This window comes from Streptomyces shenzhenensis (assembly GCF_021462265.1).
Taxonomy (GTDB): Bacteria; Actinomycetota; Actinomycetes; order Streptomycetales; family Streptomycetaceae; genus Streptomyces; species Streptomyces shenzhenensis.
This window is the reverse complement of record NZ_JAJONF010000022.1, coordinates 70,579-89,399: the sequence shown is the minus strand read 5'-3', so window position 1 is coordinate 89,399 and position 18,821 is coordinate 70,579. Positions and strand designations below refer to the sequence as shown.

General features: G+C 72.4%; 15 protein-coding genes. 6 read left to right on the top strand and 9 right to left on the bottom strand.

The genetic code is table 11. The features are described 5' to 3' along the window. Complete coding sequence (locus LQ326_RS26500; RefSeq protein ID WP_234540367.1) at positions 1-2,232, top strand: 3-hydroxyacyl-CoA dehydrogenase NAD-binding domain-containing protein; 2,232 nt, start codon at positions 1-3, stop codon at positions 2,230-2,232. 36 nt (positions 2,233-2,268) lie between these two features. Here LQ326_RS26500 and LQ326_RS26495 read toward each other — a convergent pair whose 3' ends face one another. Further along, the gene (locus tag LQ326_RS26495; protein ID WP_234540461.1) at positions 2,269-2,976 is read right to left on the bottom strand and encodes a MerR family transcriptional regulator; all 708 of its coding nucleotides are present in this window, start codon (positions 2,974-2,976) and stop codon (positions 2,269-2,271) included. A gap of 146 nt (positions 2,977-3,122) precedes the next feature. Next, entirely contained in the window at positions 3,123-4,601 is a 1,479-nt protein-coding gene (locus tag LQ326_RS26490) for a M1 family metallopeptidase (RefSeq protein WP_234540366.1), read from the bottom strand. Positions 4,602-4,824: 223 nt separating this feature from the next. Between LQ326_RS26490 and LQ326_RS26485 the strand changes: the two genes are divergently transcribed. Beyond that, positions 4,825-6,777: a Xaa-Pro dipeptidyl-peptidase gene (locus LQ326_RS26485; protein ID WP_234540364.1), complete on the top strand. Its 1,953-nt coding sequence runs from the start codon at positions 4,825-4,827 to the stop codon at positions 6,775-6,777. 4 nt (positions 6,778-6,781) lie between these two features. On the opposite strand, the gene LQ326_RS26480 is transcribed toward LQ326_RS26485, so the two are convergent. Continuing rightward, positions 6,782-7,705: an FAD-dependent oxidoreductase gene (locus tag LQ326_RS26480; protein WP_372496962.1), complete on the bottom strand. Its 924-nt coding sequence runs from the start codon at positions 7,703-7,705 to the stop codon at positions 6,782-6,784. Between the two features lie 89 nt (positions 7,706-7,794). On the opposite strand from LQ326_RS26480, the gene LQ326_RS26475 reads away from it, so the two are divergent. After that, positions 7,795-8,817: an oxidoreductase gene (locus LQ326_RS26475; protein ID WP_234540360.1), complete on the top strand. Its 1,023-nt coding sequence runs from the start codon at positions 7,795-7,797 to the stop codon at positions 8,815-8,817. Between the two features lie 36 nt (positions 8,818-8,853). Next, positions 8,854-10,494, top strand: a complete 1,641-nt coding sequence (locus LQ326_RS26470) for an ABC-F family ATP-binding cassette domain-containing protein (protein WP_234540358.1) — start codon at positions 8,854-8,856, stop codon at positions 10,492-10,494. Between the two features lie 239 nt (positions 10,495-10,733). On the opposite strand, the gene LQ326_RS26465 is transcribed toward LQ326_RS26470, so the two are convergent. The 3 genes from LQ326_RS26465 to LQ326_RS26455 form a co-directional block, all read right to left on the bottom strand. Further along, positions 10,734-11,327, bottom strand: a complete 594-nt coding sequence (locus LQ326_RS26465) for a DinB family protein (RefSeq protein ID WP_234540357.1) — start codon at positions 11,325-11,327, stop codon at positions 10,734-10,736. A gap of 181 nt (positions 11,328-11,508) precedes the next feature. After that, positions 11,509-13,881, bottom strand: coding sequence for a Tex family protein (locus LQ326_RS26460; protein WP_234540356.1), 2,373 nt, complete (start codon positions 13,879-13,881; stop codon positions 11,509-11,511). Between the two features lie 479 nt (positions 13,882-14,360). Further along, on the bottom strand, positions 14,361-15,230 hold the full coding sequence (locus tag LQ326_RS26455; protein ID WP_234540355.1) for an SCO6745 family protein: 870 nt from the start codon (positions 15,228-15,230) through the stop codon (positions 14,361-14,363). An 89-nt stretch (positions 15,231-15,319) separates the two neighbouring features. Here LQ326_RS26455 and LQ326_RS26450 point away from each other — a divergent pair, with 89 nt between their 5' ends. Continuing rightward, positions 15,320-15,508, top strand: coding sequence for a hypothetical protein (locus tag LQ326_RS26450; RefSeq protein WP_234540353.1), 189 nt, complete (start codon positions 15,320-15,322; stop codon positions 15,506-15,508). Here LQ326_RS26450 and LQ326_RS26445 read toward each other — a convergent pair. Further along, the gene (locus tag LQ326_RS26445; RefSeq protein WP_234540351.1) at positions 15,480-16,235 is read right to left on the bottom strand and encodes an enoyl-CoA hydratase/isomerase family protein; all 756 of its coding nucleotides are present in this window, start codon (positions 16,233-16,235) and stop codon (positions 15,480-15,482) included. The two genes, LQ326_RS26450 and LQ326_RS26445, sit on opposite strands and share 29 nt — an antisense overlap. A gap of 278 nt (positions 16,236-16,513) precedes the next feature. Between LQ326_RS26445 and LQ326_RS26440 the strand changes: the two genes are divergently transcribed. Continuing rightward, complete coding sequence (locus tag LQ326_RS26440; RefSeq protein ID WP_234540459.1) at positions 16,514-17,008, top strand: ATP-binding protein; 495 nt, start codon at positions 16,514-16,516, stop codon at positions 17,006-17,008. Between the two features lie 6 nt (positions 17,009-17,014). Here the strand turns inward: LQ326_RS26440 and idi are convergent, their stop codons facing one another. Beyond that, positions 17,015-17,608, bottom strand: coding sequence for an isopentenyl-diphosphate Delta-isomerase (idi, locus tag LQ326_RS26435; protein ID WP_234540349.1), 594 nt, complete (start codon positions 17,606-17,608; stop codon positions 17,015-17,017). 201 nt (positions 17,609-17,809) lie between these two features. Then, the gene (locus LQ326_RS26430; RefSeq protein WP_234540348.1) at positions 17,810-18,745 is read right to left on the bottom strand and encodes a cation diffusion facilitator family transporter; all 936 of its coding nucleotides are present in this window, start codon (positions 18,743-18,745) and stop codon (positions 17,810-17,812) included. Positions 18,746-18,821: the final 76 nt, after the last annotated feature.

The window sequence follows — 18,821 nt, the reverse complement described above, 5'->3', positions numbered from 1 at the left end:
ATGACCGAGAGCACCACCATCCGCTGGGAACAGGACGACACCGGCGTCGTCACGCTCGTCCTGGACGACCCCGACCAGTCCGCCAACACCATGAACGCGGCCTTCGCCGCGTCCCTCGCTGCGGTCACCGACCGCCTGGAGGCCGAGCAGGACTCGATCCGCGGGATCGTCTTCACCTCCGCCAAGAAGACCTTCTTCGCCGGCGGCGACCTGCGCGACCTCATCCGGGTCACCCCCGAGACCGCCCAGGACCTCTTCGACGGCGGCCTCGCCGTCAAGCGCGATCTGCGCCGCATCGAGACCCTGGGCAAGCCGGTCGTCGCGGCGATCAACGGCGCGGCCCTCGGCGGCGGCTTCGAACTCACCCTCGCCTGCCACCACCGCGTCGCCCTCGACACCCCCGGCACCAAGATCGGCTGCCCCGAGGTCACCCTCGGCCTGCTCCCCGGCGGCGGCGGAGTCGTCCGCACCGTGCGCCTCCTCGGCATCGCCGACGCGCTGCTGAAGGTCCTCCTGCAGGGCACCCAGTACAACGCCACGCGCGCGCTGGAGAACGGGCTCATCCACGAGGTGGCCGCGACCCCCGAAGAGCTGCTGGCCAAGGCCCGCGCGTTCATCGACGCCAACCCCGAGTCCCGGCAGCCCTGGGACACGCCGGGCTACCGGATCCCCGGCGGCACGCCCGCCAACCCCAAGTTCGCGGCCAACCTGCCCGCCTTCCCGGCGACCCTGCGCAAGCAGACCAACAACGCCCCCTACCCGGCGCCGCGCCGCATCCTCGCCGCCGCCGTCGAGGGCAGCCAGGTCGACTTCGAGACCGCCCAGGTCATCGAGGCCCGCTACTTCGTGGAGCTGGCCGCCGGGCAGATCTCGAAGAACATGATCCAGGCGTTCTTCTTCGACCTCCAGGCCGTCAACTCCGGCGCCAACCGGCCGCGGGGCGTCGAGCCCCGCAAGGTCACCAAGGTCGCCGTCCTCGGCGCGGGCATGATGGGCGCCGGCATCGCCTACTCGTGCGCCCGCGCGGGCATCGACGTCGTCCTCAAGGACGTCTCGGCCGAGGCCGCCCGCAAGGGCAAGGGCTACTCCGAGAAGCTCTGCGCCAAAGCCGTCGCCAAGGGCCGTACCAGCCAGGAGAAGGCGGACGCGCTGCTCGCGCGGATCACGCCCACCGCGGACCCGCAGGACCTGGCCGGCTGCGACGCGGTCATCGAGGCCGTCTTCGAGGACACCGCTCTCAAGCACAAGGTCTTCCAGGAGATCGAGTCCGTCGTCGCCCCCGACGCCCTGCTCTGCTCCAACACCTCCACGCTCCCCATCACCGCCCTCGCCGAGGGCGTCGAGCGCCAGAGCGACTTCATCGGCCTGCACTTCTTCTCGCCCGTCGACAAGATGCCGCTCGTCGAGATCATCAGGGGCGAGCGCACCGGCGACGAGGCCCTGGCCCGCGCCTTCGACCTGGTCCGGCAGATCAACAAGACGCCGATCGTCGTCAACGACTCGCGCGGCTTCTTCACCTCGCGGGTGATCGGCCACTTCATCAACGAGGGCGTCGCCATGGTCGGCGAGGGCATCGAGCCCGCCTCGGTCGAGCAGGCGGCGGCCCAGGCCGGCTACCCGGCCAAGGTGCTCTCCCTGATGGACGAGCTGACCCTCACGCTGCCCCAGAAGATCCGCCGCGAGTCGCGGCGGGCCGTCGAGGAGGCCGGCGGCACCTGGACCCCGCACCCCGCCGAGGCGGTCATCGACCGCATGGTCGACGAGTTCGGCCGCCCCGGCCGCAGCGGGGGAGCGGGCTTCTACGACTACGCCGAGGACGGCAGCCGGACCGCCCTGTGGCCCGGCCTGCGCGAGCATTTCGGGGGTTCCGGGGGTCGCCCCCCGGGCAAGCACAGCACGAAGGCCGGCCACCAGATCCCGTTCCGGGACATGCAGGAGCGGATGCTCTTCGCCGAGGCCCTCGACACGGTCCGCCTCCTGGAGGAGGGCGTCCTCACCTCGGTCGCCGACGCCAACATCGGCTCGCTCTTCGGCATCGGCTTCCCGGGCTGGACCGGCGGCGTCCTCCAGTACATCAACGGCTACGGCGCCTACGGCGGGGCGGGTGCAGGCCTGCCCGGCTTCGTGGCACGCGCGCGTGAACTCGCCGACACCTACGGCGAGCGGTTCACCCCGCCCGCGCTGCTGCTGGCGAAGGCGGAGCGGGGGGAGACCTTCACGGACGGCCGCTGAGCCGGCACCGGGCCGGGTGCGCGGAGCGGGCCCTTCTCAGGGGCCCGCGAGCCACTGGCGGACCTCCGCGCTGAGCGACCGCTGGAAGGCCGTCAGCAGTGCCTGGACCACCAGTGGCTGCATGTGGGCGGACAGGGACTTCACGTCCGCCTCGGTCCGCTCCGCGACCTCGGCCCGGAACAGCTGGGACAGCTCGTGCGCGGCCGCCCGGGCGTGCTCGGTCAGGACCGTGCGCGCGGCCAGGATCGCCTTCTCGGACAGCGGCACGTCGAGGAGCTGTACGCCGAGCCGGAACAGGCCGGGGTCGAGACGGTAGGCGTCGCCCTCGGGCCGTACGACGTCCATGGCGACGAGCCGTTCGACGTCCTCCTCGGCCAGCGGCCGCCCGGCCCGCCGCCGCAGCTCCGCGGCTGTCACCGTCTCCTCGGTGTCCGGGGCCCAGGAGGCCACCGCGGCCCGGTGGATGGCCAGGTCGTGGTGGCTCAGGCCGGGCGGCAGCCGCCGCAGATAGCGCTCGATCGCCGCCAGTGTCATGCCCTGGTGCTGCAACTCCTCGATCAGCGCCAGCCGGGCCAGGTGGTCCCGCCCGTAGTGGCCCACCCGCCGCGGACCGATCACCGGCGGCGGGAGCAGCCCCTTGGTGCCGTAGAAGCGGACCGTGCGGACCGTGGTGCCGGCCCGCGCGGCCAGCTCGTCGATGGTGAGCGCGGGCTCCCCGGAGCCGCCGTCGGTGTCGGTCGTCATGTGCAGCAGTATCGCTGTCACACCGGCACTGTGACACCGGGATGTGCGCGGGACGCGCGAGCACGCGGCATCCTGCGGCTCCGCCGGGCGGGCGCGCGCAGCCACGGCCGGCCCGCGGCCACCGGCCGCCGCGCCCGGCGAACCGCCTAGTGCACGTCGTTCGTAGCCTCGATCCGCTTCCAGGACTTGGGCTGCGCGACATGCCCCACGGTCTTCACCGCCACGCGCGCGGGCGCCGCCGGCTTCGTCGGCTGGAACAGCCACGTGTCGAACAACCCCGCCAGCGACTTCCCCGACACGTGCTCGGCGTACTCCTCGAAGTCGGCCACCGAAGCGTTCCCATAAGCGTGTTCCTTCGGCCAGCCCCGCAGAATCGCGAAGAACGCGTCGTCCCCGACCGCGTTCCGCAGCGCCTGCACCGCCAGCGCCCCCCGGTCGTAGACAGCGAGGTCGAACTGGTCGTCGGGGCCGGGATCCCCCGGCTTCACCGTCCAGAACGCGTCGTCGGCCGGATGGGAGGCGTACACGTAGTCGGCGAGTTCCTGCGTCGTGCCCTCGCCCTCGTGCTCGGACCACAGCCACTGCGCATAGCGGGCGAAGCCCTCGTTGAGCCAGATGTCCTTCCAGCCCTTGAGGGATACGTCGTCGCCGTACCACTGGTGCGCCAGTTCGTGCACGACCACGGAGGTGTTGGCGCCGTTCGCGAACTGCCTGGGGCTGTAGTAGACGCGGGTCTGTGTCTCCAGCGCGTACCCGGTGGTGGTGTTGGGCACGTAGCCGCCGGCCGAGCTGAAGGGATATGGCCCGAAGTAGCCGGAGAGCCAGTCGACGAGCTCCCCGGTGCGCTCCACGCTCGCCCGCGCCGCCCCGTCGTTGTCACCGAGGTCCCTGCTGTAGGCGTTGACGACGGGAACGCCGCCCTCGGAGGTGCTCGTCGTGATGTCGAACCTCCCGACCGCCAGTGTGGCCAGATAGGTCGCCTGCGGTTTGTTCTGCCGCCAGTTGTACCGGGTCCAGCCGCGCTGCGAACTCGACGACTGGAGCAGGCCGTTGGAGATGACCTGGGTGCCGTCGGGGACGGCCACGGACACGTCGTAGGTCGCCTTGTCCAGCGGGTGGTCGTTGCTCGGGAACCACCACCAGGCCGACTCGGGCTCGTCCGCCGCGACCGCCCCGTCCGGTGTGCGGTGCCACGTGTCGAAGCCGTACGCGCTCTTCGTCGACGGCACCCCGCTGTAGCGGACGACGACGGTGACCGGTGTGCCCTTCGCCAGCGGCGACCTGGGCGTGACCACCAGTTCGTGCTGGCCGGATGTGGCGAAGTCCGCCTTCACCCCGTTGACCCGCACCTCGCTCACGTCCAGCAGGAAGTCCAGGTCGAAGCTGGACAGGTCCTGCGTGGTGCGCGCCAGGATCGTCGCCGTACCGGCCAGTTCGTCGGTGGCCGGCTGGTACTGCAACCGGAGGTCGTAGTGGGAGACGTCGTAACCGCCGTTGCCGTAGTACGGGTAGTAGGGGTCGCCGATGCCCGGTGCGCCGGGGCTGTAGCTCGCGGCCGATGCCGGGATCGCCAGCAGCAGGGAAGCCGCCGCGAGGGCGGCCGGCGCGAGGATTCTGCGGTGCACGAGAACTCCAAGTCGGTAGGGGGCCCAGGCGCACCCGCCCCCTCCGGGTGGGCGGCGCCAAGTCGATGGAGCACCAAACTGTTCGGAGCCTATTCAGTCCCTGTGTCCCCTGGCCTGTCCATGGCACCTGCTGTCACACGATCGCCATTCGGCCGCAATCCGTCCCACAGGTCCCCCAGATGCCCCCTTCTGCACGGGAGTTGACCGAGGTAGCGTCCGCCGCATGCCGAAACGCACGCGCTTCACGATCTGGAGACAGCTCGCCGTCGCGGCCGTCGCAGCCCTGCTCGCCGCCTTCCTCACCCCGGGCGCCGCCCAGGCCGCCGGTACCCCTCACGAGAGCCGGCCCGTCTACTCGTACGCGAACGCCATCCGCGAGGCCGTCTGGGTGGACACCGGCCTGGACTCCGACGGCGACGGGAGGACCGACCGCGTCGCCGCCGACATCGTCCGGCCCGCGGAACCCGCCGCGCAGGGCCGCAAGGTGCCGGTCATCATGGACGCCAGCCCCTACTACTCCTGCTGCGGACGCGGCAACGAGAGCCAGGTGAAGACGTACGACGCGAACGGCGACGTCGTCCAGATGCCGCTCTTCTACGACAACTACTTCGTGCCCCGCGGCTACGCCTTCGTCGGCGTCGACCTGGCCGGCACCAACCGCTCCGACGGCTGCGTCGACGTCGGCGGCCGCTCCGACATCCAGTCCGCGAAGGCCGTCATCGACTGGCTCAACGGCCGTGCCAAGGCGTACCGCAGCCGTACCGGCACCACCACCGTCAAGGCGACCTGGACCAACGGCAGGACCGGCATGATCGGCAAGAGCTGGGACGGCACCATCGCCAACGGCGTGGCCGCCACCGGTGTCGCGGGTCTCAGGACGATCGTCCCGATCAGCGCCATCTCCTCCTGGTACGACTACTACTTCGCCCAGGGCGCCCCGCTCTACGCCTCGGGCCCCGACTGGCTGGCCGGCGCGGTGGAGAGCGACGCGGCCCTCGCCAAGTGCGGTGCCGTCCAGCAGAAACTGGTCGACGGCGCCCCGCGCAGCGGCGACTGGACCGGACTGTGGACGGAGCGCGACTACGTCAAGGACGCCGCCAAGGTCAGGGCCAGCGTCTTCCTCGTGCACGGCATGCAGGACCTCAACGTCCGCACCAAGCACTTCGGCCAGTGGTGGGACGCCCTCGCCAGGCACGGCGTCGAGCGCAAGATCTGGCTCTCCCAGACCGGGCACGTGGACCCCTTCGACTACCGGCGCGACGCCTGGGTCGACACCCTGCACCGCTGGTTCGACCACGAACTCCTCGGCTACGACAACGGCATCGACCGTGAGCCGACCGCCGACATCGAGCGCCACCCCGACCAGTGGGTGACCTCCTCCGCCTGGCCGCCGCGCGACACGCAGGCCACCACCCTGCGCCCCGCCACCGGCAGCCGGCCCGGCGTCGGCACCCTGGGGCTGAGCCGGGGCCTCGGCACCGAGACGTTCACCGACGACCCGCGGCACAGCGAGACCGACTGGGCCGCCCAGCTCGCCACCCCCACCTCGGACAAGGCCGGCTTCCTCACCGCGCCGCTCACCCGCGACCTGCGCCTGTCCGGCTCGTCGAAGGTGACCGTCACCGCCACCCCGACCACCTCTTCGGCCCACCTGACCGCCGTCCTGGTCGACCTCGGCCCCGACACCATCCGGGACTACGCCGACGCGGCCGAGGGCATCACCACCCTCACCGACCGCACCTGCTGGGGCGAGAGCACGGCCGGCGACAGCGCGTGCTTCCTGCGGACCGCGGCCAGGACCAAGGCCGTCGACTACACCGTCTTCAGCCGCGGCTGGGCCGACCTCGGCACCTACGCCGACCCCGGCAAGGGCGTCCCGCTCACCCCGGGCAAGTCCTACACGATCACACTCGACCTGGCGGCCACCGACCACGTCGTACCCAAGGGCCACCGCCTGGCGCTGATCGTCGCGGGCACGGACAAGGACCTCATCGATCCGCCGTCCACCACCCCGACGCTCACCGTGGACCTGTCCCGTACGACGGCCACGGTCCCGCTGGCCGGCGGCGCGGCCGCGTTCACCCGCGCGACCGCCACCCGGTGGACCGCCCCCGGGACGACCGCCCTGCACGGCGTCCGCACACCGCACACCGTCCAGCGCGTCCCCGCCGGCTGACCGCTCAGGCGGCCGGGCCGGCGTCCACCAGCCCGGCCGCCTCCCGCGCACATCCCCAGGCGACCGTCACCCCGGCCCCGCCGTGCCCGTAGTTGTGGACCAGCATCCGCCCGCCCGGCCGGAGTTCGGGCTCCAGCCGGACCGCCGCCCGGTACGGCCGCAGCCCCACCCGGTGCGCCAGCACCCGGGCCCCGGCGATCTCCGGCCGGACCGCCGCACACCGCGCCACGATCCCGGCCGCGGCCGCCGGATCCGGCTCCAGCGACCAGGCGTCCTCCTGCGCCGTACCGCCGAGCAGCAGCCCGCCGGGCTGCGGGAAGAAGTAGGCGGAGGCGCCCCCCTCCGCCTCGTCGGCGGACGTGTACCAGGTGGTGATCCCGGGGTTCTCCACCACGACCAGCTGCCCGCGCACCGGCCGCACGGCCGGATCCGGGACCAGGGAGCGGGCCCCGAGCCCGGTGCAGTTGACCACGACCGGCGCGGCCGCCTCGTCCAGGTCGCCCACCACCCGCTCCTCGACGGTCCCGCCCGCCCGCTCCAGCCGCTTCCGCAGCCACGCCAGATGGACCGGCATGTCGATCAACGGCAGCCGGGCCGCCAGACCTTCACCGGTCTCGGTCAGCCCCGGCACCTGAGCCGCCCAGGCACCCAGCTCGTCCAGCCGCAGTCCACCGTGTACGCCCTCGACCAGGCGTACGCCCGTCTCCTCCGGTCGCGCCGCCAGCTCCGCGTACACGACAAGGGAGGCGAGCGCCCACTCCCCGGCCAGCGCCTCCGGCTCGATGCGGTACGGCCACCACAGCGCGCCGGCGACCGCCGAGGTCGTACGCCCGCCGGTCTCCCGGGCCCACACCCGCACCCGGCGCCCGCCCTCGGCCAGCACCACCGCCGTGGTCAGTCCGACGACCCCGCCACCGACCACGATCACTTCGTCACTCAGCTCAGAACGCACACCGTGACGTTAGCGGAATATGTCATGCCGCGCTCAGATCATCCCGCTCTGGGGATACTCACAGCATGTCTGCCGCATACGCGACCTTCGGCCTGGCCCCGGCGATGCGCGCCGGCGGTGTCCGCGCCGACGGCGGCTACCAGCTCCACCGGGACTTCACGGACTTCGTCGTCGACGGCCGCCCGCTGCTGTTCCAGCTCGCCGACCTGGACGCCGTCTCCCCGCTCGCCTCCGACGTCCCGCCCGCGATCTTCACCGCCCAGGTCCGCAGCCTCCTGCTGGAGTCGGCGGCACCGCTGCCCGGCAACCGGTACGTCGTCTACGGCTGCCCGGAGTGCGAGGACCTGGCCTGCGGCGCGGTCACCGCGGTCATCGAGCACGACGGCGACGACTACGTGTGGCGGGAGTTCGCCTGGCAGACCGGCGAACACGCCGACCTGGAGCTGAACGGCTACCACGGCCTCGGCCCCTTCCGCTTCCGCGGCCCCGAGTACCGTGCGGCCCTCGGCGCGCTGCTGGCGGAGTCCGGCCCGCCGCCCGGCCGCCGGGTGCTGCTGATCGGCGCCCGCGTCGCCCTCCTCGCCAAGCTGGCCGCCGCCCTGCGCGCCATCGGCATCGGGGCCGACATCACCCGTGACGCCGACGGCGTCCCCGCCGAGGAGCTCCGCGGCTACGGTGCCGTCGCCTTCGGCCCCGCGGCCGGCGAGGCCGAGCGGACCGCCGTACGCCAGGCGTTCGAGCGGGCGGGGGTGGACGTGGCCTACGTCGACGGCCTCGCCCCGATCGTCCCGCTTCTCGTCGCCCAGATCGAACACGCCCTCGATCGCAGCCCGCTGCTACAGCGCCGGCTGGCCCGCCTGGTCGCCGCCGACGGCACCGCCGGCATCGAGGTCACCTCGCCCTGCCGGGTGCGGGTCACGGCGTACCGCCTCGACCGGCTCTCCCGGCCTCGCGCCCACGAACTCTTCGACGGCGTCCTGGAACCCGGCCGCCACCGCATCCCCCTGGACGGCAAGGCGGCCAAAGGCCCGTCCTACGTCGTGGCCCGCACCTCCGGCAGCGTCCTGGTGCGGGCGACGGTGCGCTGACCGCCCTGCCCCGCGGACATTAGGATCGGCGTTCTGATGACTGCAACCCTCGTCGCCAAGAACCTCGCCGCCGGGCACGGCGACCGCTCGCTCTTCTCCGGGCTCGACCTCGTCGTCGCGCCCGGTGACGTGATCGGGCTGGTCGGTGCCAACGGCGCGGGCAAGTCCACCCTGCTCCGGCTGCTCGCCGGGCTCACCGCTCCCGAACAGGGCGAACTGCGGCTCTCCCCGCCGGCCGCGACCGTCGGCCACCTGCCCCAGGAGCCGGAGCGGCGGCCCGGCGAGACCGTCCGCGCCTTCCTCGCCCGGCGCACTGGGGTCGCCGAGGCACAGCGCGTGATGGACGAGGCGACCCAGGCCCTGGTCGACGGGGCCCCGGGCGCCGACGACGCCTACGCCACCGCCCTGGAGCGCTGGCTCGACCTCGGCGGCGCCGACCTGGAGGAGCGGGCCGAGGAGGTCTGCGACTCCCTCGGCCTGGCCGTCGGCCTCGACCAGCCGATGACCTCCCTCTCCGGCGGCCAGGCCGCCCGCGCCGGCCTCGCCTCCCTCCTGCTCTCCCGCTACGACGTCTTCCTCCTCGACGAGCCCACCAACGACCTCGACCTGGAGGGCCTGGAGCGCCTCGAACGCTTCGTGACCGGCCTGCGCGCCGGCACGGTCGTCGTCAGCCACGACCGCGAGTTCCTCACCCGCACCGTCACCAAGGTCCTCGAACTCGACCTCGCCCAGCGGCAGATCAACCTCTACGGCGGCGGTTACGACGCCTACCTGGAAGAACGCGACGTGGCCCGCCGGCACGCCCGCGAGGACTACGAGGAGTACGCCGACAAGAGGTCCGCCCTCCAGGACCGCGCCCAGATGCAGCGCTCCTGGATGGACAAGGGCGTCAAGAACGCCCGTCGCAAGGCGTCCAACGACAACGACAAGATCGGCCGCAAGTTCCGCAGCGAGGCCAGCGAGAAGCAGGCCGCCAAGGCCCGCCAGACCCAGCGCATGATCGAACGCCTGGAGGCCGTCGAGGAGCCCCGCAAGGAGTGGGAACTGCGCATGGAGATCGCGGCGGCCCCGCGCTCCGGCGCCGTCGTCGCCACCCTGCGGGACGCGGAGGTACGACGCGGGGACTTCACCTTCGGGCCGGTGTCCCTCCAGATCGACTGGGCGGACCGGGTCGCGGTCACCGGCGCGAACGGCGCGGGCAAGTCGACGCTGCTCGCCGCGCTGCTCGGCCGGGTGGAACTGGACGCCGGGCACGCCGCCCTCGGCTCGGGCGTGCTGGTCGGCGAGGTCGACCAGGCCCGCAAGCTGTTCCACGGCACCGAGTCCCTGCTGGACGCCTTCGGCGCGGCCGTACCGGACACCGAACCGGCCGAAGTCCGCACCCTCCTGGCCAAGTTCGGCCTCAAACAGGACCACGTGCTGCGCTCCGCGGCCACGTTGTCACCGGGGGAGCGGACCCGCGCCGCGCTGGCCCTGCTCCAAGGCCGCGGCGTCAACCTCCTCGTCCTGGACGAGCCGACGAACCACCTCGACCTGCCCGCCATCGAGCAGCTGGAATCGGCGCTCGACGCCTACGAGGGCACCCTCCTCCTGGTCACCCACGACCGCCGCATGCTGGACGCGGTCCGGGTGACCCGCCGCCTGGAGGTGGCGGCAGGCAAGGTAGCGGAACGCTGACGACATCCCGCCTCGAAGCGCCCCTTCGGGGCCCGCGAGAACGTCCGAGCGGACCGCGGCCCGGAGGCCGACCTGTACTCGGAGGTGTGGTCCGTCCACATGAGCCCGGCCCTCGGCGTCGGCCCGGCCGCCAGCACCTGTCCTCCACCCCGCATGCGCATGACGAGAACGCCATGCGCGATCACCGGAGGAGGCGCACAGGTACGACGGTGAGTTGGCACGCTCGGTTCGTCTCCTGTTCACCGACCGCCCCGCCCGGCCCCCTCGGCCCCCCGCTCCACCCGGTCCCGGTGCCCGACCCAGGCCGCCGCGTCGCCGGGCGCCATGTTGGTGCCGTTCGCCCGCTGCCCCGTCGACCCGTCGAGGAGTTCCCGCACGATGTCGGCGTGACCGGCGTGCCGCTGGCTCTCGGCGACCATGTGCGTGAGGACGCGGTGGAGGGTGATCTCCTTCGGCGGGTCGACGGGAAGGTACCCGACCGCGTCCAGGGGCAACGCGGCGATCGTCTCGTCCGAGTGGGTCCAGACCCGCCGGTACCCGCCGACAATCGCCGCACGCGTCTCGTCGGGCCGCGCCCACAGATCTCCGTTGGGTTCCGTGTCACCGGTGAACCACAGCGGTATTGCCCCGTCGAATGGCCGCCCGAAGGCCGCCCCGAAGTACCAGGCCTCGGCACCGGCGAGATGCTTGACCAGGCCCAGCAGATTCGTGCCCGTGGGCGTCAGCGGCCGCCGGATGTCGTACTCGGACAGCCCCTCCAGCTTCCACAACAGCACGTCCCGGGCGTCCTGGAGGTAGGTCCGCAGATCGGCCTTGAAATCTGATCCAGTCATCGGACCAGTCTTCGGATCAACGGATCATTGTCCACGGAATTAGGCGGCGCGAGGCCCCACCGGCGGGGGAACCGCGCCCCCCGTGGGGCGCGGGGCCGTGGCGATCCGCTGCTTCGCCGCGTGGGCGCGACCAGCCGCAACGGGCCCGCGGTTCCCCGGCCACCCCCGGCAGGCACTGCCCTCAGCGCCTCCCGTCCTTCCCGCCCAGCAGCCCGGCCCGGCGCAGCGCGTCGGCCATCGCGCTGTTCGCCGGCGCCGACGCCTGACGAGCGCCGCCTCCCTGGCGCTGCTGCTGGCGCTGCTGCGGCGGACGCCCGCCGCCGCCCCGCTGCTGCGGTCGGCGCTCGCCGCCGGCAGCCGGCGCGGCCTCGTCGTCCAGCCGCAGCGTCAGCGAGATCCGCTTGCGCGGGATGTCCACTTCGAGGACCTTCACCTTGACGATGTCACCCGGCTTCACCACGTCCCGCGGGTCCTTGACGAACGTCTTGGACATCGCGGAGACATGCACCAGGCCGTCCTGGTGCACACCGACGTCGACGAACGCGCCGAACGCCGCCACGTTCGTGACGACCCCCTCCAGGACCATCCCGGAGGACAGGTCGGAGATCTTCTCGACGCCCTCCTTGAAGGTGGCCGTCTTGAAGGCCGGACGCGGGTCGCGCCCCGGCTTCTCCAGCTCCTTGAGGATGTCGGTGACGGTCGGCAGACCGAACGTCTCGTCCACGAAGTCCGTCGGCCGCAGCGAGCGCAGCGCCCCCGTGTTGCCGATGAGCGCGGCCACCTCCTGCCCCGACGTCTTCACCATGCGCCGTACCACCGGGTACGCCTCCGGGTGGACGCTCGACGCGTCCAGCGGGTCGTCACCGCCACGGATGCGCAGGAAGCCCGCGCACTGCTCGTAGGCCTTCGGGCCGAGCCGGGCCACGTTCTTCAGCTGGCTCCGGGAGGTGAAGGGGCCGTTGGAGTCGCGGTGGGCGACGATGTTCTCGGCGAGCCCGGAGGTGATGCCGGAGACGCGGGCGAGGAGCGGTGCGGACGCCGTGTTGACGTCCACGCCCACGCCGTTCACACAGTCCTCGACCACCGCGTCCAGCGAGCGGGACAACTTCACCTCGGACAGGTCGTGCTGGTACTGACCGACGCCGATCGACTTGGGGTCGATCTTCACCAGCTCGGCCAGCGGGTCCTGGAGCCGGCGGGCGATCGACACGGCGCCGCGCAGCGACACGTCCATGTCGGGCAGTTCCTGGGAGGCGAACGCGGACGCCGAGTACACGGACGCGCCGGCCTCGGACACCATCACCTTGGTGAGCTTCAGGTCCGGGTGCCTGGTGATGAGTTCACCGGCGAGCTTGTCGGTCTCGCGGGACGCCGTGCCGTTGCCGATCGCGACCAGCTCGACCGCGTGCTCCTTGGCGAGCCGGGCCAGCTTGGCGATCGCCTCGTCCCACTTGTTGGCCGGGACGTGCGGGTAGATGACGTCGGTGGCGACCACCTTGCCGGTGGCGTCGACGACGGCGACCTTCACGCCGGTCCGGAAACCGGGGTCCAGGCCCAGCGTCGCCCGGGTGCCGGCCGGGGCGGCGAGCAGCAGGTCGCGCAGGTTCGCCGCGAAGACGTCGACCGCCTCGTCCTCGGCGGCCGTACGCAGGCGCAGCCGCAGGTCGATCCCGAGGTGGACGAGGATGCGGGTGCGCCAGGCCCAGCGGACCGTGTCCGACAGCCACTTGTCGGCCGGCCGGCCGCGTTCGGCGATCTGGAACTTGTGGGCGATGATCCCCTCGAACGAGGACGGGCCCTCGGCCGGCTCCTCCGGCTCCAGGACGAGATCGAGGACCTCTTCCTTCTCGCCGCGCAGCATGGCCAGGATGCGGTGCGAGGGCAGGTCGGTGAACGGCTCGGCGAAGTCGAAGTAGTCGGCGAACTTCGCGCCCGCCTCCTCCTTGCCGTCCCGCACCTTCGCGGCGAGCCGGCCGCGCACCCACATCCGCTCACGCAGCTCACCGATGAGGTCGGCGTCCTCCGAGAACCGTTCGGTGAGGATCGCGCGGGCGCCGTCCAGGGCGGCCTGCGGATCGGCGACGCCCTTGTCGGCGTCGACGAAGGCGGCGGCGGCCGCCAGCGGCTCCACCCCCGGGTCCCGGAGCAGCCCCTCGGCCAGCGGCTCCAGGCCGGCCTCCCGGGCGATCTGCGCCTTGGTCCGCCGCTTCGGCTTGTACGGCAGATAGATGTCCTCAAGCCGCGCCTTGGTCTCGGCGCCCCGGATCCGCGCCTCCAGCTCCGGGGTGAGCTTGCCCTGCTCCCGCACCGACTCCAGGATCGCCGACCGCCGCTCCTCCAGCTCCCGCAGGTAGCGCAGCCGCTCCTCGAGCGTGCGCAACTGCGCGTCGTCGAGCATCTCGGTCGCTTCCTTGCGGTAGCGGGCGATGAAGGGCACCGTCGAACCGCCGTCGAGCAGCTCCACGGCAGCCTTGACCTGCCGCTCCCGTACGCCGAGCTCCTCGGCGATCCTGCCTTCGATGGACCCTGGAACCAGGGACCCGGGTGTCGTCACGATCCCGTACCGCCTTCTCCACTGAGGTTGCGCCGCAATTGTGGCAGGTGACACCGACAACCGGGCCCCAGGGCGCCTTTCCGCGACACGGACTCCCCCCGTTTCCTCCCACGCACCCGAAAACCACCCGCACACCCGATCCAACGAGCCGAACAAACCACCCCCCTTCGATCACCCGCTCCCTACGACCCGCCGGTCCCGGTGTTCGGCCGCAGCGGCGCTGAGCCGGGACGGTGGTGGCGGGTGGTGTCCCGGTCCGTTGGTCTCGGTGTTCGGTCGCAGCGGCGTTGGGCCGGGACGGTGGTGGCGGGTGGTGTCCCGGTCCGTTGGTCTCGGTGTTCGGCCGTTTCGGTGCTGGGCCGGGACGGTGGTGTCCGGCGGTGCCACGGTCCGCCGGTCTCAGTTCCGCCGCAGCGGCACTCAGCCCCGACGGTGCCGTCCGGCGGTGTCGAGACCGCCCCGGCCGGCCCTCGGTCCCGTCAGCCCTTGCCGACGAGGTCTGCGGGGAACGCTCCGGCGGCCACCGCGGCCCTTGTGAAGGTCACCGCCAGTTCCGTCAGGCGGGTCACGCCGTCGGCTCCCAGGTGCTCGTACGGTGCCCGGTCCAGGCGGTCCGTCTCGGTCTCGATGTCCGCGCGCAGGGCCACCCCCGCCTCGGTCAGCTCGCCCGCCGCGTCGAGCAGGCCGCGCTCGCGCAGCCGTGCCACCGCCGCGTCCCAGTCGTCCTGGCTCCAGCCCCGGGTGGCGAACACCCACTTCGGGGTCAGGCCCTTGCCGGTCGCCGTGTGCGTCACCACCGCCTCCAGCCCGTCCAGCCCGGCCGCCAGCAGCGCCGTGAGATGCCCGTCGCCGCGGTGCTCGCGCAGCAGCGTGCTCGCGTGCCAGTAGGCGAGATGGGGCTCCTGAGGCACCGGCAGGTCCGCGTGGGCGGCGTACAGCGGGCGGCCGGAGCGCGCGCAGGCCTCGGTGGCGCGCAGCGCGAGCCGCGCCGCCTCGGCCATCGCGTCGGAGGCCACCGCGTCCGCGCCGAGCAGCCTCCGCATCGACGCGTCGACGGCACGCGCGCGGGCCGCGAGGACGTCCTTCGGGGACGCGATCTCCCAGACGGCCGGCACATGCCGGGCCACCAGATCGTACTTGTAGTTGTAGAACGTCGCCGTCACCGTGCCGGCCCCGACCGGCCCCAGCGCGGCCGCCCGTACCGCGAGGTTGACGGCCCGCGGGTGGGTGACGCCGAGCGCGGCCAGTTCCTCGGCCAGCTCGGGGCTGAAGAAGTGGGTCGCGTGCAGGGAATTGAGCAGGGACTGGCAGCGGCGGCCGGCGAGCGGCTCCAGGAAGGCGGTTGTCATGGGCCGCACGCTACTGACTGGTTGGTACGGACTCCAGTGCCCGACCCGAGGCGGACCCGGTTCGCCGTCCGGCAGGGCGGAGAAGGCGGGTGACGTTCACGTCGTCCTCGCCGGCGGGGGAGCGGGCCGTCACCGACGCCCAGGCCGTGCGGCTGGAGGATCGAGTACGACCCCCGGCCGCCCTGCGACGCGAACTCCCCGCGCCGGGCGCCGCCGAGGCCGCCGACCGGCTCCGCTCGGTGAGCCGGTTCATCCGCGGCGCGGAACCGCCCACGTGAACCGCGGCCGGCGGCGCTCCAGGAACGCGGCGACGCCCTCGGCGGTGTCGTCGTTGCCGCGCGCCTGCTCCGCCCAGTGCGCGTCCCGGTCCGCGCGGCCGTTCGCGAACTCCTTCGCGGCGGCCTGCGTCAGCTGCGAGCGTTCGGTCAGGATCCGGGTGAACTCGGCCACCCGCTTGTCCAGCTCGCCCTGCGGCAGCACCTCGTCGACCAGACCGGTGCGCAGCGCCCGCTCCGCGTCGATCAGCTCGCCGGAGAAGAGCAGGTACTTGGTGGTGGCCGGCCCGACCAGGGACACCAGGCGGCGGGTGGAGGCGGCCGGGTAGACGATGCCGAGCTTCGCCGGAGTCACCCCGAACAGCGCGCCCTCCTCGGCGAACCGCAGATCGCAGGCGGCGGCCAGCTGCGAACCGCCGCCGACGCAGTGGCCGCGCACCGCGGCGAGGGTCGGCTTGGGGAACGCGGCGAGCGCCTCCTCGGCGGCGCCGGCGAGGGCCTGTGCCTCGGCGGGGGAGCCCTGGAGGGTGGAGATGTCGGCGCCGGCGCAGAAGGTGCCGCCCGCGCCGGTGAGGACGAGGGCGCGCACGGCGGGGTCGGCCGCGAGGCCGTCGAGGAGGGGCGGGAGGGCGCGCCACATCTGCGCGGTCATCGCGTTGCGTTTGGCCGCGTTGCCGATGACTACGGTGGCAACGGCGTTTCTGACCTGGTGGTCGAGGCGGGGCTCCATGGTGCGCGATGGTATCCGCGCCGGGGAGGGGGGAATTCGGGTGGTTCACGGGAGCCGCGCCCCGCCCGCTCGGAAAGTTCCCATACCCGTACAACCCGAATAGTTCGCGAAGTCGGCATCGAGGAGGGCAAGAGTCATCCCACAACTGACCTTGTCATACGCCAACGGTCAGATCCGTTCGATAGTTGCTGACTTGTGTTCAGTCGTCCGGCGCGGAGCGGGTCCTTACCAACACTCGACGTGTGGTGACAATCGAGCGCGAGGGCGGCGACCGGACGATGGAGAACCGCGGGCGCGGGCATGACCCGCGTCCAGAGGCAGGCGGCGCTCCGCCGCCGGATCCGCTGCCGTACGAAGGAGTCTGGCGGTTCACCGCCGCCGCCGTGGACGCCTCGGTCCCGCAGGCGCGGCGCGCCGTACGGGACCTGCTCCAGCGCCAGGGCGTCCCGGTCTCGGAGGACCTGGTGTACGGGCTGTTGCTGATCGTCTCCGAGCTGGTCACCAACGCGGTCAAGCATGCGGCGCTGCTGTCGCCGGTGCTCGCCGTCGAGGTCGCCGTCGGCGCCGACTGGGTGCGGGTGTCGGTGGAGGACAACCACCCCTACCGCCCGACCGCCCTGGAGGCCGACCACGGCCAGACCGGCGGCCGGGGGCTGTTGCTGGTGCGGGAGGTGGCCAGGGAGGCGGGCGGGGTCGTGGACGTGGAGCACACGTCGAGCGGCGGCAAGGTGATCTGGGCCGCCCTGCCGCTCAAGCCCGCGACGCTGCCCTGAGGGGTCTCACCAGCCGGCGGACGGGCCCGTCAGCTCCCTGATCGCCGGGCGGGCCGCGTCCAGCACGGTCATGAACCAGGACGAGAAGGTGTCCTGGGCGTGCCGCTCGGCCAGCTCGGCGGCCGTCACGAAGGCGGTCGCCTCGACCTCCTCGGAGTCCGGCGCGAGCGGCGCCTGGACCATGCCGACGAACAGGTGGTTGAACTCCTGCTCGACCAGGCCGGAGGCCGGGTCCGGGTGGTTGTAGCGGACCGTGCCCGCCTCGGCGAGCAGCGACGGGGAGACCCCCAGCTCCTCGAAGGTCCGCCGGGCCGCCGCCGCGAAGGGCGCCTCGCCGGGGTAGGGATGACCGCAGCACGTGTTGGACCACACACCGGGGGAGTGGTACTTGCCCAGCGCCCGCTGCTGGAGCAGCAGCCTGCCGTGTTCGTCGAAGAGAAAGACGGAGAACGCCCGGTGCAGCTGCCCGGGGGGCTGATGCGCGGCCAGCTTCTCGGCGGTGCCGATGGCCAGACCCTTCTCGTCGACGAGTTCAAGGAAAATCGCGTCTGCGGTCCCTTCCGACGTGCTGTGCGTCGCGGTGGCAGGTGTGATCGGCATACCCATCCTTCGCCTCGGTCTTCGCACCCAGTCTGCCGTACCAATCCGACACTCCCGGCACTTCCCGGCACGGGCACGCCGGAAGAGGGGCCCGGTAGTTGATCGTGCCCTACGGGTGTGAGCGGGAACCGTCCGGGGCCCTCGAACGCGAGGACGCCGGGGCAGCGCGGGGCGCCTCGTCCGGACCCCGGCCGGCCGGGGTCAGTGGCAGAGCCGGGCCTCGTGCTCCGCGTGTCCGCCCGGCTCCAGCTGGAAGGTGCAGTGTTCCACGTCGAAGTGGTGGCCCAGGCAGCCCTGCAGATCGTGCAGCATCTTCTCGTGCCCGATGGCGCTGAGCACGTCCGAGCGGACCACCACGTGCGCCGACAGCACCGGCATCCCCGAGGTGATCGTCCAGGCGTGCAGGTCGTGGACGTCCTCCACGCCGTCCAGAGCCAGGATGTGCGCCCGCACCTCCGCCATGTCGACATCCCGAGGCGCCGCCTCCAGCAGGACGTTCAGGGTCTCGCGCAGCAGCTTGAACGTCCTCGGCACGATCATCAGGCCGATGACGAGCGAGGCGACCGGGTCGGCCGCCTGCCAGCCGGTGGTCAGGATCACCACGGCCGAGATCAGCACCGCCAGTGAGCCCAGCGCGTCGGCCGCCACCTCCAGGAAGGCGGCGCGCACGTTCAGGCTCTCCTGCTGGCCGCGCACCAGCAGCGTGAGTGAGATCATGTTGGCGACCAGCCCGATCAGACCGAACACGATCATCTGGCCGCCATGGGTGTCCGCCGGCGTGACGAACCGCTGGATCGCCTCGAACAGCACATAGCCGCCGACCCCCAGCAGCAGCAGGCAGTTCGCCAGGGCGGCGAGGATCTCGGCGCGGGCCAGTCCGAAGGTGCGGTTGGTGCTCGGCGGGCGGTTGGCGAAGTGGATCGCCAGCAGAGCCATGCCGAGGCCCAGCGCGTCGGTCGCCATGTGGGCCGCGTCCGCGATCAGTGCCAGCGAGTCGGCCAGCAGACCGCCGGCGATCTCGACCAGCATCACCCCGAGGGTGATGCCGAGCGCCACCCGGAGCCGTCCGCGGTACGCCGCCGCGGCCGTACCGGTGGGCGGCGCGTGGCTGTGGCCGTGGTCGTGCCCTGCCCCCATGAGATACGCCTCCTGTGTTCCGCCCGGGCTCACAGTGAACTACGGGTGGGGGGTATCCGGCAACGCGGCACTGAAC

Bases quoted from the DNA above. Each gene is read 5' to 3' on its own strand.
- LQ326_RS26500 (WP_234540367.1), top strand. From the start codon at position 1: ATGACCGAGAGCACCACCATCCGCTGGGAACAGGACGACACCGGCGTC.
- LQ326_RS26495 (WP_234540461.1), bottom strand. From the start codon at position 2,976: ATGACGACCGACACCGACGGCGGCTCCGGGGAGCCCGCGCTCACCATC.
- LQ326_RS26485 (WP_234540364.1), top strand. From the start codon at position 4,825: ATGCCGAAACGCACGCGCTTCACGATCTGGAGACAGCTCGCCGTCGCG.
- LQ326_RS26475 (WP_234540360.1), top strand. From the start codon at position 7,795: ATGTCTGCCGCATACGCGACCTTCGGCCTGGCCCCGGCGATGCGCGCC.
- LQ326_RS26470 (WP_234540358.1), top strand. From the start codon at position 8,854: ATGACTGCAACCCTCGTCGCCAAGAACCTCGCCGCCGGGCACGGCGAC.
- LQ326_RS26465 (WP_234540357.1), bottom strand. From the start codon at position 11,327: ATGACTGGATCAGATTTCAAGGCCGATCTGCGGACCTACCTCCAGGAC.
- LQ326_RS26455 (WP_234540355.1), bottom strand. From the start codon at position 15,230: ATGACAACCGCCTTCCTGGAGCCGCTCGCCGGCCGCCGCTGCCAGTCC.
- LQ326_RS26445 (WP_234540351.1), bottom strand. From the start codon at position 16,235: ATGGAGCCCCGCCTCGACCACCAGGTCAGAAACGCCGTTGCCACCGTA.
- LQ326_RS26440 (WP_234540459.1), top strand. From the start codon at position 16,514: ATGGAGAACCGCGGGCGCGGGCATGACCCGCGTCCAGAGGCAGGCGGC.
- idi (WP_234540349.1), bottom strand. From the start codon at position 17,608: ATGCCGATCACACCTGCCACCGCGACGCACAGCACGTCGGAAGGGACC.
- LQ326_RS26430 (WP_234540348.1), bottom strand. From the start codon at position 18,745: ATGGGGGCAGGGCACGACCACGGCCACAGCCACGCGCCGCCCACCGGT.